The organism is Bowmanella dokdonensis (genome assembly GCF_017254865.1).
Lineage (GTDB): Bacteria > Pseudomonadota > Gammaproteobacteria > Enterobacterales > Alteromonadaceae > Bowmanella > Bowmanella dokdonensis.
In genome coordinates this window covers 97,616-114,912 of record NZ_JAFKCV010000009.1, presented here as the reverse complement: position 1 = coordinate 114,912, position 17,297 = coordinate 97,616, and the positions used below count along the sequence as shown (strand labels likewise).

Annotated in this window: 11 protein-coding genes; 2 read left to right on the top strand and 9 right to left on the bottom strand. The window is 55.6% G+C overall.

Going from position 1 to position 17,297, the window contains the following annotated elements; genetic code table 11:
• Positions 1 to 3: 3 nt before the first annotated feature.
• From J0A66_RS15370 to J0A66_RS15340, 7 genes are all read right to left on the bottom strand, one after another.
• Positions 4 to 1,902, bottom strand: a complete 1,899-nt coding sequence (locus J0A66_RS15370; RefSeq protein WP_206574726.1) for an alpha-amylase family protein — start codon at positions 1,900 to 1,902, stop codon at positions 4 to 6.
• 40 nt (positions 1,903 to 1,942) lie between these two features.
• On the bottom strand, positions 1,943 to 4,366 hold the full coding sequence (locus J0A66_RS15365) for a glycoside hydrolase family 31 protein (protein ID WP_206574725.1): 2,424 nt from the start codon (positions 4,364 to 4,366) through the stop codon (positions 1,943 to 1,945).
• Positions 4,367 to 4,446: 80 nt separating this feature from the next.
• A complete protein-coding gene (locus J0A66_RS15360; RefSeq protein WP_241264234.1) occupies positions 4,447 to 6,288 on the bottom strand; it encodes a glycoside hydrolase family 13 protein in 1,842 nt (613 codons plus the stop codon).
• Complete coding sequence (locus J0A66_RS15355) at positions 6,288 to 8,321, bottom strand: glycoside hydrolase family 97 protein (protein WP_206574723.1); 2,034 nt, start codon at positions 8,319 to 8,321, stop codon at positions 6,288 to 6,290. Before J0A66_RS15355 ends, J0A66_RS15360 begins: the two co-directional genes overlap by 1 nt.
• A 94-nt stretch (positions 8,322 to 8,415) precedes the next feature.
• On the bottom strand, positions 8,416 to 9,276 hold the full coding sequence (locus J0A66_RS15350) for a hypothetical protein (RefSeq protein WP_206574722.1): 861 nt from the start codon (positions 9,274 to 9,276) through the stop codon (positions 8,416 to 8,418).
• Between the two features lie 34 nt (positions 9,277 to 9,310).
• Positions 9,311 to 10,930 (bottom strand): sensor domain-containing diguanylate cyclase, encoded by a 1,620-nt coding sequence (locus tag J0A66_RS15345; RefSeq protein ID WP_206574721.1) that lies wholly within the window; start codon positions 10,928 to 10,930, stop codon positions 9,311 to 9,313.
• Between the two features lie 111 nt (positions 10,931 to 11,041).
• Entirely contained in the window at positions 11,042 to 12,073 is a 1,032-nt protein-coding gene (locus J0A66_RS15340) for a S66 peptidase family protein (protein ID WP_206574720.1), read from the bottom strand.
• Positions 12,074 to 12,246: 173 nt separating this feature from the next.
• Between J0A66_RS15340 and J0A66_RS15335 the strand changes: the two genes are divergently transcribed.
• A complete protein-coding gene (locus J0A66_RS15335) occupies positions 12,247 to 13,638 on the top strand; it encodes a M14 family metallopeptidase (protein WP_206574719.1) in 1,392 nt (463 codons plus the stop codon).
• A 129-nt stretch (positions 13,639 to 13,767) separates the two neighbouring features.
• Here the strand turns inward: J0A66_RS15335 and J0A66_RS15330 are convergent, their stop codons facing one another.
• A complete protein-coding gene (locus tag J0A66_RS15330) occupies positions 13,768 to 14,472 on the bottom strand; it encodes an OmpW/AlkL family protein (RefSeq protein WP_206574718.1) in 705 nt (234 codons plus the stop codon).
• 375 nt (positions 14,473 to 14,847) lie between these two features.
• On the opposite strand from J0A66_RS15330, the gene J0A66_RS15325 reads away from it, so the two are divergent.
• Positions 14,848 to 15,627 carry an NF038132 family protein gene (locus J0A66_RS15325; protein WP_206574717.1) on the top strand — a complete coding sequence of 260 codons (780 nt, stop codon included), beginning with the start codon at positions 14,848 to 14,850 and terminating at the stop codon, positions 15,625 to 15,627.
• A gap of 153 nt (positions 15,628 to 15,780) precedes the next feature.
• Here the strand turns inward: J0A66_RS15325 and J0A66_RS15320 are convergent, their stop codons facing one another.
• Positions 15,781 to 17,292 (bottom strand): tryptophan halogenase family protein, encoded by a 1,512-nt coding sequence (locus J0A66_RS15320; RefSeq protein ID WP_206574716.1) that lies wholly within the window; start codon positions 17,290 to 17,292, stop codon positions 15,781 to 15,783.
• Positions 17,293 to 17,297 lie beyond the last annotated feature (5 nt).

Here is a 17,297-nt window from a genome sequence, read left to right as displayed (position 1 = left end):
TCCTTACAGATGCTGAACTTTCAATACCAGTGACTGATAAGGCGCCAGGCTTACGGTCAGGCTGCCCTCCCCCTTGCCGACCACGAGCTGCCCAGCAACCCGTTCTGCCAGTAAATCCCGCAGTCCATACTGGCCCTGGGTCAGTCCCATACCTGCCAGTACCCCAGCCGGGATCCTCAGTTCCGTCTGCTTACTCTGTTTGTCGAAGTTGGCCACCACTATCACCCTGTGCTGGTCCAGAATCCGTACAAAGCTGTACAGGTTCCCCTCGTATCCCCTTTGTCTGCGATTGACCTGATGCAAGTCGGCAAATTCACCCTGAAAAGCCGGTTCCGTGGAAGCCAGGTTCAGCAATCTGGCGTAGAAATCCCGCAGTGACTTTTCCTCCTGAGTCAGCAGTCCGCCGTCAAACCTGCCACCGTTCATCCAACGTTGGTGCGCCGGGACACCCCAGTAATCGAAGATGCTGGTGCGGGTAGCCTTGCCGAAGCCGGCATCACCTGCAGCCGGTTCGCCCACCTCCTGACCGAAATAGACCAGGTTGGCGCCACCCGCCACCAGGCTACTGACCACCATAGCCGGCTTGGCTTTGACAGGGTCACCGGCAAAGGCGGGGCTGGCAATACGCTGTTCATCGTGATTCTCCAGGAACATCAGCATGTGCCTGTGAATGTCGCCGATATCTTCAAATACCGCAGGCAGACTGTCGGTGCTGGCTTTGCCTTCGACAATGGCACGCAAGGCATCGTAAGTGCCGACCTTGTCATACAGGTAGTCCATCTTCCCCAGGTAGATATAGTTGCGGTACTGCTCTGGGATATAGATCTCGGAAAGCAGGAAGGCATCGGGATTGACCGCCTTGATGGAGCAGTTCAGATAGCTCCAGAATTCCACCGGCACCATCTGCGCCATATCATAACGGAAGCCGTCTACACCCTTGTTTGTCCAGTACAGCGCAATATCACGGAATTTATGCCAGGAATCGGGCAGGGATTTATCTGCCCAGAAAGCCAGGTGCTCCGCACAGGACTTGTCCGCGTAGTCTGCGGGCAGGACGGGAAAATCCGGGCTGCCGTCGGGACGCACACCAAAATTTATCTTTACCGTTTCATACCAATCGCCAGCATCCGGCCTGGCGGTTCTTGCTCCATTGCCCGTCCATTTGGCCGGATACTCGGCAAACTCGCCGTCGGCCAGCGGATGGGCTTCGCCGCCGAGCGGCGGCGGCCCCTGCGGCACCTCGAATGCCAGTCCGGGAATATAGTAGAAGTTATTGTTCCGCGCATATTCCACACTGGTATCGTCGCTTGCGCCAAAATCTTCCACATCCTCGTCTTTGGACAGTGACTGATAGTGACGGGCCACATGGTTGGGGACAATATCCATTACCACCTTCAGCCCGTGGGCATGGGTACGATCAATAAGCCCCTGCCATTCAGCCAGCCGGTTGGCCGGATCCATAGCCAGGTCCGGATTGACGTTATAGTAGTCCTTGACCGCATAGGGGGAGCCGGCGCGTCCCTTGACCACATCCGGATCGTCCTGGCTGATGCCGTAGTCGCTGTAGTCCCGGATCACCGCATGGTGCGGCACCCCTGTGTACCAGACATGGGTGGCGCCCAGCTCCCTGATCCCGTCGAGGGCCGCATCATCGATGTCGGCAAACTTACCCACCCCGTTTTGCTCAATGGTGCCCCAGGGAATGTTGGCGCTCTGTTTATTACCAAACAGCCTGGTCATCATCTGGTAGACCACCGGCCTTGGCTTGGATGTCATGGCTTCGTCCTGTGCAACATGCTGCTCATTTACGGGTTCATCTGCTGCTTGCTGTGGCGCAGGCTGGCAACCGACCAGCAGTCCCAGCAAAAGGTAAGAAAAGCCAGGCAGGCTTACTTTAATCATAATGGGTTTCTCAGTGGCTGATACAAATCTTGGGGCTCGTTTAATGGAGTAACAGGCGGGTATTATCGTCCCGCCAGCTAAACTTCAGATGCAGGATCTGTGTTTCGCGGTCGAGCCAGATCCCCTGCTTCAAGGCTCCGAACTTACCCGCGTTGGCCGCCACCGGCAGAACCGCGCCATTCACCTCGACTTTGGACGGACTGGCCCGCCAGTTGTGAACCTGCAGATGCATCTGCCTGTTCTGAGGCATGCCTTTGTAAGCAAAAGCCTCTCTTTTTAGTTGGATAGACAGCTTTGTCTCTTCCTGGCTGGCAGTAAAATACAGCAGCTCGTATTGCTGCTTGGCGGGAGCACCGAAGGTCTGACCGTCGTCTTCGTACATCATGCCCTGCCCCTGTCGGATGGCGGCGTCTGCGTAATAGTGCAGGATGAGTTTCTCTGAGCTGTAATCGGAGGTGGTCTGCACCGGCTCGACCATGGGCACAAAGCTGCCGGCTTTAACCAGCACCGGCAGGGTTTCAAGTCGGGTCGGCTGCTCGATCCGCTGGCCCCCTTCGTAGCGCTGGCCGGTGAAATAATCGAACCAGACACCGGTGGGCAGCTCCACCTGGACTGAGTCCACCCCCGGCTCGGTAACTGGCGTGACCAGAAACGCCTCGCCCCACATATAACTCGCCGTATTGCCCAACAGAGCCAGATTGTCCGGCTGAGTATAAAACAGGGGCCGCATCATCGGCTGACCAGTCTGGCTGTTGAGGTAGCTAAGGCTATAGTTGTACGGCAACAGGGCATAGCGCAGCCTGATGAAGTCGCGGATGATATTGCGGGTCAGCTCATCATGGAAAACCGGCTCAGGGGCGATATTTTCCTGGGCATGGGGACGATAGACCGGCTGAAACACGCCATATTGCAGCCAACGTGTATATAGCTCGGCATCGAAAACGTCACCGCCGGCGAAGCCGCCCAGATCCGAGTGGGTGTAAGCAAGACCCAGCAGGCCCATGGTCAGGCTAAGTTCCACCTGGGGTTTGAGCCCGTCCCAGGAGCGGCTTACATCACCGGTCCAGGGGATCATGCCAAAGCGCTGCGAGCCGACAAAGCCTGAACGCATCATGATAAAGGGTCGCTCATCGGGCCGGGCCTGACGGTGGCGTTCAAACACCAGTTGGGCCCACTTATGGCCATAGGCATTGTGGATCTCATCGGCTGTCACTACCCGACCGTCTGCCAGCCGGTGCAATGTATCACCCGGATGCACTTCGGGTTCGCCCAGATCCCCCCACCAGCCGCTCACCCCCTGATCCAGCAGATTCTGGTAAGTCTGCCAGAACCAATCCCGTGCGGCGGGATGAAAGACATCAATCAGGCCTGTATTGCCAAAAAAGAAATCGAACCGTTTTGCCTCACCCGCCAGGTTCAGGGACAGGGCATCGGCCCGAAGTGCCTCCTGCCACTTTTTGGAGGTGGTCAGCACAAAAGGCTCCGTGATCAGTATGGTCTTGATGCCCTGTTCTTTAAAATCGGCGATCATTTGCTCGGGGTTGGGAAAGGCCTGCCTGTCCCAGTCCAGGTTGCCCATCATGCCCTTGACCTCTTTACCGAACCAGTAAAGATCCAGGATCACAGCATCCAGGGGAATGTCCTGTCGCCTGAACATCTCTGCCACCTGACGGGTTTCCTGCTCTGTGTGATAACCGAAACGGGAAGCATAATTGCCCAGCGCCCAACGCGGTGGCATGGGTTGTCGTCCTGTGACTGAAGTGGTATTGCGGACGACGGCCGGCATGTCTTCTCCTGACACCACCAGATAGGCAGTACGCCCGGCCACCGCCTCAAATTGAAGAATGTTTGTTTCACTATGACCCAAATCCAGGTGACCGCTGGCGGCATTGTCGAAAATCAGCATATAGCCCTGACTGGACAAGAGCATGGGCAAACCGTAGTACATCTGGCTGGACTTGGTGCCATAGCCGTAATGGGCCTTGTTGTACAGGGGCAGGCGATGTCCGCGTCTGTCCATGCCCAATACCCGCTCGCCGGCACCCAGCAGTGTTTCCTCCTGTTGCAGCCTGAAGCGAAAACCGCGCAGGGTCTGATGCACAAACAATCCGGACTCTTCCTCCAGTAACAGGGTGTTGCCGCGGAAGAAACTGAACCTCAAAGGGGACCGCTCGATCACCGCCCTGAGCTGCCCATGGCTGAAGACGAGCTGCTTACCCTGCTCTTCAAGCCTGCCCGTACCTTGCCTGGCACTGTCTGATACGGCATAGCCCGGTAGCTGCGGTACGTCCGTCGGCTGGTAAAACACCTCGAAGCTCTCCTGGCCATAAGCGGTCAGGCTGACCTGTCCATTATCTGTCTGCAGTATCAGTGCGCCATCCTGCAACTGATAGCTCAGCAGCTCACTGGCTGCCACAGGACAGAGGACAAAGACATACAACAGGAGGGTGACGAGGCTTTTCATGGTCGGTTATCTCAGTAATGTCATCAGAGTCACAGAAAAAAGACTAATAATTCTTGGGTGTAATCGCCTTTTTTGAGGCGTCAGTGAAGGGCATAGATACGTGCACTCCTGGCCGGCACGGTCAGCTCAGCCAGACGTTGCCGCTCGCCGGTAAGCACATCCACGGCCTGGCTCAGGGTGGCCGTCACGTCTTTAAAACGCTCGGTTGGCAAAGTGATGGACTGATCATTCTTGTTCAATACCACCATCACAACCCGCTTAACATCATGCCGGAAATAGACATAGGTTCCGTCAATCGGTGCGTAGTGGGTCAACTTGCCCTTATGCACGACTTCAGCCCCTTTACGCCAGTTGAGCAGTCGGCGGACAAAGGCTTGGGCCTCGGCCTGCTCGTCGCTCAGGTTTTCACCGCTGAAAGCGTTCAGGGGGTCACCCGGCCAGCCGCCGGGGAAGTCGCTGCGAATCACACCGTGGTCCTCGCTGCCTGGATTGGCCATCAGCACCTCAAAGCCATAGAAGAACTGCGGGATACCCCGGGTGGTGGCAAACAGCACCATGGCCATGCGAAACAGGGCGGGATCGTGGCCAAGCTGTGTATAAATGCGGCTCATATCATGGTTGTCTGGCATAACAACCAACTCATAGGGATGACCGTAAAGAAAATCGTTGGCCAGCGCCTGATAAATCTCGCGCAGACCCGTACCCCAGGTCTCTGCATTGTTAAGACCGTTAACCACCGCTGCCTGCAGGGGAAAATCAAACAGACTGGGCAGCGCCGATTGATAATCATCGTGTCGTTTGGTGTCCCGCTGCCAGTAGGCCACGATGGCCGGATTCAGGGACCACTCTTCGCCTACCATCCCCAGGTTGGGATACTCCTGCATCAGTCTTTGAGTGTACTGACTCAGAAAGTCCTTGTCCGGGTAAGAGTATGTGTCCAGCCGGAGGCCGGACAGTCCGGCATATTCCACCCACCAGATGCTGTTCTGGATCAGGTAGTTGGCCAGGAAGGGATTGCGCTGGTTCAGATCCGGCATGCTGCGCACAAACCATCCGTCCGTGAAGTGCCTGCGGTCCCACTGAGTACCGTGGGGGTCGTGCAGGGCTTCTCGCCTGTGGGTGGTTTCGACAAACTGCCCGTCGAAGTTAATCCAGTCGGACGCCGGCATATCCTGCATCCACCAATGGCCCGAGCCGATATGGTTAAGAATAATATCCTTGATCAGTCCCATTTCCCGTTCACCAGCCTGTTGGGCTAGTTCCCGGTAAAGGTGGTTAGAGCCATAGCGCGGATCGACCTGGTAATAGTCAGTAGTGGAGTAACCATGATAGGAGTAGCTGTCCATGGCATTTTCCAGCACAGGATTTAGCCAAAGCTGGGTTATTCCCAAATCCTGCAGATAGTCCAGGTGCTGGATAATGCCCTGAATATCGCCCCCATGACGGCCCCCGGCAAGATTGCGATTCCCCCCTTCGACCATCCCATCTACTTCGTCATTGGCCGGATCGCCGTTGGCAAACCTGTCCGGGGTAATCAGATAAATTACGTCGGACTGGTCGAAGCCGGCTCGGCTGGCCGAACCCGGCAACCTTGCCCTGAGCTCATAGGGATAGGAAAGCTGCACCTTGTCACCCTGCATAAACCGGATGTCAAACTGGCCAGGGCGTACATCCGGTGCCAGGGTCAGGTCGACAAAAAGGTAGTTGGGGTTGTCCGTCCGCTGTACCCCGGCAAGGACCACTCCCGGGTGATCCAGGGCGGGCTGTAACTGACTGATATTCGGTCCATGCACCATCAGCTGCAGATGGGGATGCTGCATTCCCGCCCACCAGAAAGCAGGCTCAAGATGCTGAACCTGATACTGTGCCAAGACCGAACCGCTTACCAGGCAAAGGCCGATAAATCGCAACAGATTGTTCATCATTGGTCTCCTCGCAGGGCTTTGAAGCGGATGGCGACGCCGCCGCTGGTTGCCAGTTCCAGGGTCAGCTTATCGCCCTGCCTGACGGATTTTCTCTCAATGACCAGATCATAGGGGTTGGTCAGCCAGTCAGCGTTTTCCCCGTCCCGGTATATTTGTGCCTCAAAGACCTGCCCAGCCGGCAAAAAGTCCAGGCTGACGGGGATTTCCCTGGCCAGTTCGTCCGTAATGGCGCCCAGATACCAGTCCTGGCTACCCCTCTGCTGACGGGCAAAGACCACGTAATCCCCCACTTCACCTGCAATGGCCAGGCTTTGCTCCCAGTCGGTGGGTACATCGAGGATAAACTGAAAGGCGTCCAGACGTTGCAGGTAGTGTTCAGGCAAGTCTGCTGCCATTTGAATGGGACTGTACAAAACGACGTATAGCGCCAATTGCTTAGCCAGGGTGGTCTGCACCCGGTTTTCCGCCTCCAGCCCTTCATAAGCCAGGTTAAAAATACCCGGCGTAAAGTCCATGGGACCGGAAAGCATGCGGGTATAAACCAGATTTACCGTATGCTCAGGGGGGTTGGGTGGCGATCCCCAGGCATTGAATTCCTGCCCCCTGGCGCCTTCTCGACTGATCCAGTTGGGATAGGTCCGGCGCAGACCGGTATCCTTGACCGGTTCATGGGTATTGATGCTGATTTTGCGTTTGGCGGCTTCTTTGACCGAGTGCAGGTACTCACCCACCATAAACTGCCCGTCATGCCATTCCTGGCGCACTATGCCCTGCTCATCCACCCGTTTAATGTCTCCGCCGTCGGCCACATAGCCGGTCTTGATCTGGCTGACACCCAGTCGTGCGTATAGATCATAGGCCTCCTCCATCTGCCGGCGGTAGTTGGTCACGCTGCCGGAGGTTTCGTGGTGGCCAATCAGTTTTACCCCTATCCCGGCCCCATACTCTGTGACAGCCTCAATATCGAAGTCAGGATAAGGCTGGGTGAAGCTGAAGACATCGCCGTTATGGAACCAACTGCCGTCCCAGCCGATATTCCACCCCTCCACCAGTACGCCGTCAAAACCATACCTGGCGGCAAAGTCCATATATTGCCTGGTGCGAGCTGTGGTGGCGCCGTGCTGGGGACCACTGCCCCAGGTATGGGTCCCCAGGTGCATCTCCCACCAGATACCGATGTATTTGCCTGGCTTGACCCAGGACACATCACCCAGTTTGTTGGGCTCATTCAGGTTAAGGATAAGATCTGAATTGAGCAGGTCGATGGCCTTTCTGCCCACTTGCACCGTCCGCCAGGGACTGTGGAAACCGGCTTGGGTATGTACCTTGATGCCGTCATACCAGGGGGTCAGGTTGGCCTTGAGTACGCCGTCCCTGCGCTGGTCCAGGGTCATGGCGGCATAGTCCACCAGTGCCGCTTCATGTAGGGTCACATGTTCCCCCTGGGGCAACCTGAATGTGACCGGGGTATGCACCCTGTCCAGTTCACTCATGGGGGTCTGACGATAAAGATATTCGTAGCGGTTCCATCCTCTTGAGGGGATCCACCAACTGTCGGTCCTACCCGGCTGCTCGAAGACAAACTCGGTCAGTTCCTCAGTGACAGCCAGCCTGTCCAGCCCCGGCTGTTCAGGTACTTCATAGCGAAAACCCATTCCGTCATCGAACAAACGAAAGCGCACCCTGAACCAGCGCTTATCTTCGTCCTTGAAGGTAACAAGCAGTTCGTTGTGCCTGTCCCTGACCACCCGCCGTTCGCCCCAGGGCTGCTCCCAGCGAGTATCATTGGATTGGCGCGCCTCTTCCACCAGCAAAAAGTTCTCGGCAAAACGGCCATGCTTTTTAAATGCCAGGCCCAGTCTCGAAGGGGCCAGCACTGTCTGCTTTTGTCTGTGCAACTGATAGTGGGGACCGATATCCTCGTCACTGACAGTCAACCTGAGCTGGCCGTCCGGTGAGGTAAGGGTCAGGCCTGCGGCCTGACCCAGGCCGCTGAACAACGCCAACAGCAGCAGAAGTCGAACCAACATGGTGTGCTCCGCCAGGGAAATGATGGGGACTCAATAGTAGCTGCTCGTTAGAGCAGGCAACAGACAGGTGCATACGTATTCATAACATCCTGATTCACAGTTCGTTAACATTACTTCCCAACGCCTGGTCCAATGATTCTGCCACTCCGGCCAGATATCTCTGCCTGTCACTGGCTGGCAGATAAGTGGCAAAACGCTCTGCGGCCTGGGCCTTAAGTTGAGGATCGGTTATCAACTCATTGATCTGCGCAATAAGTGATTCACTCCATGCCCCCTTGCTGCAGGCAAAGTGGGCCGCGAGCTGGCGTTGTCCCTCTTGAACGGGCATAAAGTCAAAAGCTTCCGCGCCGGTCAGCAGACTACCGTAGTAGCGGGCCTCGAGGGCGTTACCTAGTACCAGATCGAGCCTTTTAAGGTTTAGCATTCCCATCAACGGCTGGATGGTCTGGATATTGGTGATGATAAAAACCGTGGCCCTGGGCTTGCTCCGCTCATCCAGCAGCAGACTATCCATCTCCCTGCCCAGGGATCGTCCCCCCACATGACCTATCAGCAACCTTCTGTCACTGATAATACCATCCAGGCTGACACGCCCACTTGCCAGCAGATAGGGCTGCAGCCTGGCCCGCTCTTCGTGGCGGTAGATCACCCCATATTCGGGCAAAGGCAGGAAGGGCTCAGAGAAACGCAAAAATACCTCACGCTGCTCGGTCTTACGTAAACCGAACAGACAAAGGCGTTCTCCCTTTTGCATCGTCAGAAGTAGGCGGTTGAAGTTTGAATAGTAAAACTCGTGCCGATACTGCATCAACTTGTCCAGCACCAGTTGCTGGACATCGCCAAAGGCCCCTCCGGGGTGCTCCCCCTGGCCCATCTGCCAAAATGGTGGAAAGCTGGCAGCGCCCCAGGTCACCTGTTGTGGCTGCGATGCTGCGCCCCCTCTTACGCACAGCATCAACCCACATACCGCCGACAACAGCATCCGCAGTTTAGTCTTCAGGAAGGTTCTCCTTCGCTGACTTCGCATCCGGCCCCGCCTGAGGCAGTTGATAAACATGAAAACTGACCTGATTGCGTCCTCCGTCCTTAGCCCGGTAAAGTTCCTTGTCTGCCATTGACAACAAGTCTTCGATTCGCACTGCCCGGTAATTGATGCCCGGCCGGGGGACGTGAATGGTACCGAGGCTGCATGTCAGCGACATGGATACGGACGACTGGGGGTGTGCAATGCCCAGTTCTGAGATGTCTGTTCGCAGGGCCTCCATCCGTTGTCTGGCGGTTTGCTCCTCCAGCCCCATCATTATCAGCACAAACTCCTCTCCTCCTATCCTGGCGACCAGCTCGTTGGCACGACGACAGGACTTCGTCAGGCTGCGGCCTATTTTACGCAGGGCTTCATCGCCTGCCAGGTGACCCAGATTGTCGTTAAAGGCCTTGAAATGATCCAGATCCATCAGCGCCAGAGTAAAAGATTCCTGCTGTCGCACGGCCAGGTTCCACATTTCTGCCCCTTGCTGATCGAAGGCTCTGCGGTTGGCTAATCCAGTGAGGGCATCCGTCATAGACTGGCCACGCAGCACGGCCTGTTGACGCTCCACCAGGTCCACTGATCGGTTAAACGCCTGGCGAATCTGTTCCAGCTCCCGGGTATGGAGGCGCTGGGACAAAGGTTCCAGAGTCTGGCGTTCGACCATGGTCTCAATAAGTCTGGTATTGTGCCTGAGCGGCTTTAGCAGGCGCCGGTCAACAGCCAGGGCCAGGACAATGGGCGCAAGGATCATGCTGCTCAGGATAAGCACTTCTGACCAGCCTATAGGCTGCATATCGGTAAGGGGTTCATGGGTAATCGACAACAGCATGATAGGGGTACCGGTAAAATCATCCAGCAGGCGCCGGCGTTCGAGCTTATAGCCTTCCACCAATTCCGGCGTCATCAGCGAGACCACGCCATGGGTTACAGGATCAGCCAGAGAAGTGGGAGTAAAGTTCAGCTTCAGGCGGGTGGTCGCTTCCAGATTGGCTATCTGGTTCTGACTGATGGACTGGATAAACAACAAATAACCTGCCGGAGGATGCTCCTGAGCAGAATCAGAAATATACTGGATGGCAAAGGCTGCAGCCCCCTGCCGGGACGCCAGCCATCCGCTGCTTTGCCAGGGTTCTCCGGGTTTTATCTGCTCTTTAAACAGGGTCGAGAGACGAAAATCCACCACCTGTTCGATAGAAACGTATTCGCCTACCTGCAGATCATATCCCTGTGCCATCACCAGATCGAAGTTCCTGTCGAAATAGACTATGCCAAGCAGTTCGAAGGTCTCAAAGGTACTGGAAAGAATATTTCCTTCTACGTAGTCCTGATGGTTATCCGGATCCTTTACAAAGGCCAGGGTGTCGTCCCAGTGAGCCCAGTCTGTGGTTACCGCCTGCAGATTACGCAATCCCATTTGCAAACCGCGACTCAGGCTTTCAAGTTCTCTTTTCTGGTGCGCCTCGGCTGCAGACAGCTCCTGAGGATAGTCCAGCAGCAGACGGTAACCGAGAAACAGACAGATTAGGATCAGGCTGTAAAGTAAAAGCAGTTGAATCAGGTAGCGACGTGTGGAAAGCATTGGACCACCGGGACAAAAAGCATTTTCCTACAATACTAGTTGCCCGGGGTTATTGTTCGCCAGTCAGATCAGACACTTAACCTTGGGGGCCGTGAATTTCACCCGCCTGGGTCAGGTCACTACCGGCTCCAGCAACTTCAGGGTACAGGCGGTCGCGTCTACCTCCACCTTGCCACCCACCGGCAGGATATGATTGTCCTTGATATGACCAAATTGGGCGCCCACATAGCAGGGTACGCCCAGCGGTTTGAAGTACTGTTCCATCACCTCCATCAGGGTAAAGCCCCCATAGCCTTTTTGTGGTTCACACTCAGTGCAATGGCCAAAGACAACACCGGCCAGTTGCGACAAGATGCCGGAAAGCTGCAGGGTGGACAGGTAGCGGTCTATGCGGTAGATGGTTTCACCCACGTCCTCAAGCATCAGGATCTTGCCCCGCATATCCGGCAGGTAAGGCGTGCCCACCAGGCTGGCCAGCACGGTGAGGTTACCCCCTACCAGTACACCGCTGGCCCTGCCGTCATTAACAGTCCTGGCCCGGTTGCTACGCATGGTCAGGGCATCTTCCTGCTCGGGATAGTTCTGCATCAGCGTCTGCTCGCCGTTGAACAACAGCTTTTGCACTTGCTCGGCCTGAAAAGCCCCCCAGTACGACATTCCCACCGGACCGTGAAAGGACACCAGTCCGCTGTGCTGATAAAGGCTGTTGAGCAGCGAGGTAATATCGCTGTAGCCCAGCAATATCTTGTGATTGGCAGCAATCAGTTTGAAGTCCAGATAGGGCAACAGCCGATTGCATCCCCAGCCGCCACGCAAGGCGACCAGGCCCTGGATAGCCGGGTCGGCAAAGGCGCGGTTAATGTCCGCTGCCCTGTCCTTATCCTGTCCGGCCAGGTAACCATGCCGGTCGAGCACATGCTGCCCGCTGACCACCTCAAGTCCCATCGCCTCGAAGGACTCCCTGGCAATCTCCACTTCGATGGGATCAAAAATGGCGCTGGCCGGGGCCACCAGCATGACCTTATCTCCGGCCTGCCAGCGCTTTGGCAGGGCATTGCCGCCCTGGCCGGCCGCCAGAACAGGGGACAACTGGCTGGCCAACACGCCGGCGGCCGATGCTTTGATAAAGGCTCTGCGATCCATTTACTACTCCTATACTGTGGTGGTGTTGCCTGGGACGGATTCGACCGACGGCCCGATTGCCAGGACCAGATACCGGTCGTGGGCGGCCAATGCATTGACGAGTCATTGGCCGGCGGGTAACCTCAGTACAACAAATAAATTATTATTAATTTAATAAAACAAAGTAATAAATAATGAAAGCCTTAATTTTTGCCCTGAGTCTGATTATGCCCACCAGCCTGTTCGCCCAAACCCCGGCCCTGGATGACTACCAGGTGAAAAACCTCGACAAAGCGCAGATACGCCAGTCTGATATTCTGCCGTATCTGGAGCAGGTTAAACAGGATCCCCTGTTCAGCACCACCGAGATAGGCCGCTCTTATGAGAACAGGCCGGTGTACCGGATCCAGGTTGGGCAGGGTCCCCTGAAAGTGATGATGTGGTCGCAGATGCACGGGGATGAATCCACCGCCACGCCGGCCCTGTTTGACCTGATTGAGCGGATCAGGCGGGATGAAGACTGGCGAGAGAGCTGGCAGGACGAGATCAGCCTGATCCTAATCCCCATGCTGAATCCCGATGGTGCCGAACTGGCCCAGCGGCATAATGCCCAGGGCATCGATATCAACCGGGACGCCAAAGATCTGCAAACACCGGAAGGCCGGATTCTGATGGCCCAGGCGAAGGAAATTCAGCCCGACATCGGCTTCAATCTGCATGACCAGAGCCGCTTTTACTCGGCGGGTAATACCGACAAGACGGCGACCATTTCCCTGCTCGCCCCGGCCTTCGATGAAGCCAAAAGCATCAGCGATCAACGCAAGCGCGCCATGCAGCTCATCGGCATTCTCAAGCAGGTCGGTGACGAAATGATTCCCGGTCATCTGGGCCGGTATGACGATACCTATGCCGAGCGGGCCTTTGGCGACACCCTGGCCGGTATGGGGATCAGTACCATACTGATCGAATCCGGCGCTTATCCGGGTGATATCAACCGTCAGGTGGCCCGGAAGGTCAATCTGGCCATGTTGGGCCGCGCCATCGACAGCCTGGTGACAAAAAGCTATCAGAAACTGGATCTGGCTCCTTATCAGAGCATTCCCATGAATGAGCGCAATGCCTTTCGCGATGTGGTTATCAGCGACCTGCGGGTAGTGGATAAGGAGCACCGCTATCTGGTGGATCTGGCCCTGGATCTGGACCTGCCCGAGGCTCAGCAGGTACAGATCGATGAGATAGGTGATCTGTCCCCTTTTCCGGCGTTTTTCCGCTTTGACGCCGGTCAGTGGCAGTTCCAGCCGGCAAAGGGTATGAAGCTGGAGGGCCCACTGCCCCTGACCCGGGACAAGTACCTGGAGTTGCTGGGCAAAGGCGTGGGTTATTTCGAAGGAGATGAGACGTTGCTTGAGCTTAAAACCGATCTGCCGGTGGCGGTGAATCCGGGTAAGCTTCCCACACTCAGGCCTCTGCGCAATCAGCAGGCGGTGTTTTTTCTCAAACATGAAGATGGACGGCGTATCGCCGTCATCCAGGGGATCCTGGTCGATTTGACCTCTGGCAAGAGGCTGAATCAGTACAGCACCTGATTGGGTAGTCCCCTTGACAACCCCGGATAGAAAAAACGGTGCAGCCTGGCTGCACCGTGAAAATCCTCTAACGGGAGGGTTGGGATTGTTTGTGACTCCGCTGGGAAGCCTGTCCTTTTCAGACCGGCTTCAGAAGGAATACCTTGCAGCGAGGAAAAAGATCATTGGATCGATTTTTACATCGATGGATTGTACGTTAGTACCGTTTACCCTGACCTCGGCATCCGTATCGATATCCGCCCAGGCCAGCATGGCATGGACTCCCCAGTTGGCATTGATACGGTAATTAAAGCCAGCCTGCGCCGCCAGGCCCATGGAATCATCCAGATGCAAGCTGACATCATCAGAGGCCTGAGCCGCCCCGGTGGCCACCAGCACATTGGTCAGCGCCGGGTCGACCTTTTCGGAAAAGAACAGGGTGTAGTTCAGGCCCAGGCCGACAAAAGGGCGGAAAGTCTGGTCCGCTGAACCAAAGTGATACTGGGCCAGCAGAGTAGGCGGCAGATGCTTGGTCTCGCCCACAGCCAGGCCATTCACCGCGCCCACTGAGCTGTCCAGGTTGATGTCATGGGAAAAAGGCGTAGCCGCCACCAGTTCCAGCGTCCAGTTTTGTGACAGATCATAGTCAATGGTCAGGCCCAACTGAGTGTTACTGTCTACCGCCAGCTTACTGGAGTTTTGCGGCAAGCCAGCCACCGTCTCCACCACATTCAGGTAAGAACTGTCGTCATTGGGACTGACGTTGATAGCGCCCACATTAAGATGAAAATCGGCCAGTACCGACGGGGCAAAGAGTGCTGCAGTCAGGGCCGCTGAGGTAAAAAGAGTTTTCATTGTGCTCTCCAGAGGTTGTGTGTCTGGAGCGGATTGTGCAGCAGTCAGTCGGTTATAAACCTGACCCAAATCAAGTTTTTACTCCCAGATGGGACGGGCAGGCGAGAATATTCACCGTACCATGATCCAGGTCAAACCTTGCTGTAAATGGTGTGAAAGAAGCTGCGACCTGTGGCCACCTCAACAGGCGAACCGGTGCTGCAGCCGTCCGTTTTTTTAACACCATCTGTTCCTCAGTCAGTGAACGGCCCACGTTTGTGCAACCATCTATTTGAAATAGATAGATAATTACATACAGGAACAGGAATTGCTTCTTTGAACGCTGCTTTCATTCTTGTCCTGGATTGGGACGCACAACACAACACGGAGTTATCAATGAAATTTGCTAAAACACTTTCAGTCTGCGGCATATTGCTCGCAACCCTCAGCCTGGCGGCCCCCGCCTCCGCGTCGCTCCTCTCTGGCTGGACCGGCCAGGGAAATTATGGCTCCGGCGGCGCCGACGGCGTTGTGTCAACCTCCCCCTTTGGCAGCGACCAGTATGGCTATGTCAGCACTGATAATGGTATCGATGGGCTGGGTCTGGAGAATGTAGGGGGTGACGGCAACGCAACGTCCGGCTCGGCAGTGCTGTCGCCTCTATTCTTTGCCCAGGCGGGCGACTCCCTGGAGTTTTTCTTCAACTACGTTACTTCCGACGGGGCGGGTTTCTCCGACTACGGTTGGGCCAGGCTGCTGGACAGCAATATGAATCAGGTTGCCCTGCTGTTCACCGCCCGCACCACCCCAGGGGGTGACACCGTACCGGGATTCGATATGCCGGTGCCTGAAGCCACTCTGGTTCCTGGCAGCACCCCCATTAATGCCGGTGCCCCTGACTGGTTTGCCTTGGGCACCAGCTCCGGCAGTTGCTACGATGAAGGGTGCGGCTATACCGGCTGGATACAGGCCAGCTATGAAATTGCCGCTGCGGGTAGTTACTTCCTGCAGATCGGCGTGGTCAACTGGAATGATGACAGCTTCCAGAGCGGCATGGCATTCGATGGCGCGACCATCGGCGGAAATGTGATTGCGGAACCCGTCTCGGCGCCTGCCTCAATAGCCCTGCTGTGCCTTGGACTGTTAAGCCTGGTATGCAGCCGCAGGCGCCGGTAACTGGCCCCCGTCTCTACCAGGGATAAAAAAACGCTCCGTCAGGAGCGTTTTTTCTATCATCACGTGAGTCAGATATCTTTCATTTCAGAGCAATATACCGAGCGAAATGCTCTTCCCTACCCAGGTATCTCTTCTTACCTGATACCTGTCGACCTACCTGTTGGTCTGACCATGAAGCACCTCCTTATGGGGCCTGAAGTTCAGCGCACAGCCGCGAATGAAATTTTGGATCCCCTCAATCTTGTAACGATGAGCTAGTTCACTGCCAGGCTTGAGTTGTGACGGATCGGGATATATGCCTTTACCGGCAAGCAGGCAATTCCAGGATACGTTGGGGAAGTATGCATCCAGCTTCTGCTTTTCCAGTTCATCGGTGATATTGTTGCCGGCCATCCAGGACATCAGAATGGAGCGCAGTGACAGAGAAATCTTCTCGTTGCTTCCACAGGCGCGCCAATACTCTGTGTCGGTGCGGGAGCTTATCCGGTAGTGACAGACAATGTAATCCCGTATGGCGTCAAACCTGGTACTGATTCTGTGATTAAAGTCGTCGCGATGCTGGTCGCTGCCTGCACCTTGATTATAAGCTTCGATAAAGCGCACTACCGTTTCCTGGACCATATCAAGGGCGGTAGCTTCAAGGGGCTCAATAAAACCTTGAGACAAGCCAACGGCCAAACAATTTTTGACCCAATGCTGCGCCACCCGCCCAACCTTGAACTTCAGTCTGCGGGCCTCCACGTCAGAATCCAGGAGTCCCAGATGCTGACGAAACTCAGTCTCGGCCGTATCTGCATCCACAAATCCCGAACTGTACACGTAACCGTTGCCGGTACGGTTAGTCAGTGGAATACGCCATGCCCAACCATATTTGAGTGCAGTTGAGACAGTATGGGGGGCAATCTCCTCATCGGGTGTGGTAGGAAAAACTACCGCAGAATCGTTGAACAGGCTCTCGGCAAAACTGATAAAAGGTACTTTCAGGGCTTGCTGTATAAGTTGGCCTTTGAAGCCAGTAGAATCCACATAGAGATCCCCTTTGATTTTTTCGCCCTTCTCGGTGAGCAGAAAATCAATATTTCCCTGACCGTCCAGCACCACGTCAGAGATTGTGGCCAGGCGATGTTTGACTCCTTTCCCGGCAGCATGTCTGGCAAGGTACTGCCCCAGCAATCCGGAGTCAAAGTGATAGCCGTAATTTATCTCGAACGGGAAATTAGCAGGTGTCAGCGGTGCCAGTTTCTGCCGGATCAGCTCAGTGGTCAAAAAGAAATGGTCCGGATGTCCTTCAAGTTCCACCCCTTTCCTGCGCAGGAAACTGTTGTGAAAAAAGGCCGGCGCGGTGAACTGGTCCGGTTGGCATAGGAACGGATGAACATACTGGGTAAAGCCGGGTTTGACCGACCAGTCACGAAAGGTGATACCCACTTTGTAGGTGGCATTACATTCGGGCATCCACTGTGATTCGGTAATACCCACTGTATCCATAAAGCCTTTCAGAGGTGGTGTCGATCCTTCCCCGACCCCAATGATGCCGATATCGGGGGATTCCACCAGGGTTATATCAAACCCCTTGTCTCCCCAGTGAGTGGCCATCAGGTTGGCAGTTATCCAGCCTGCCGTGCCTCCGCCCACGATGACTATACGTTTGTTACTGCTGTTCATATTGG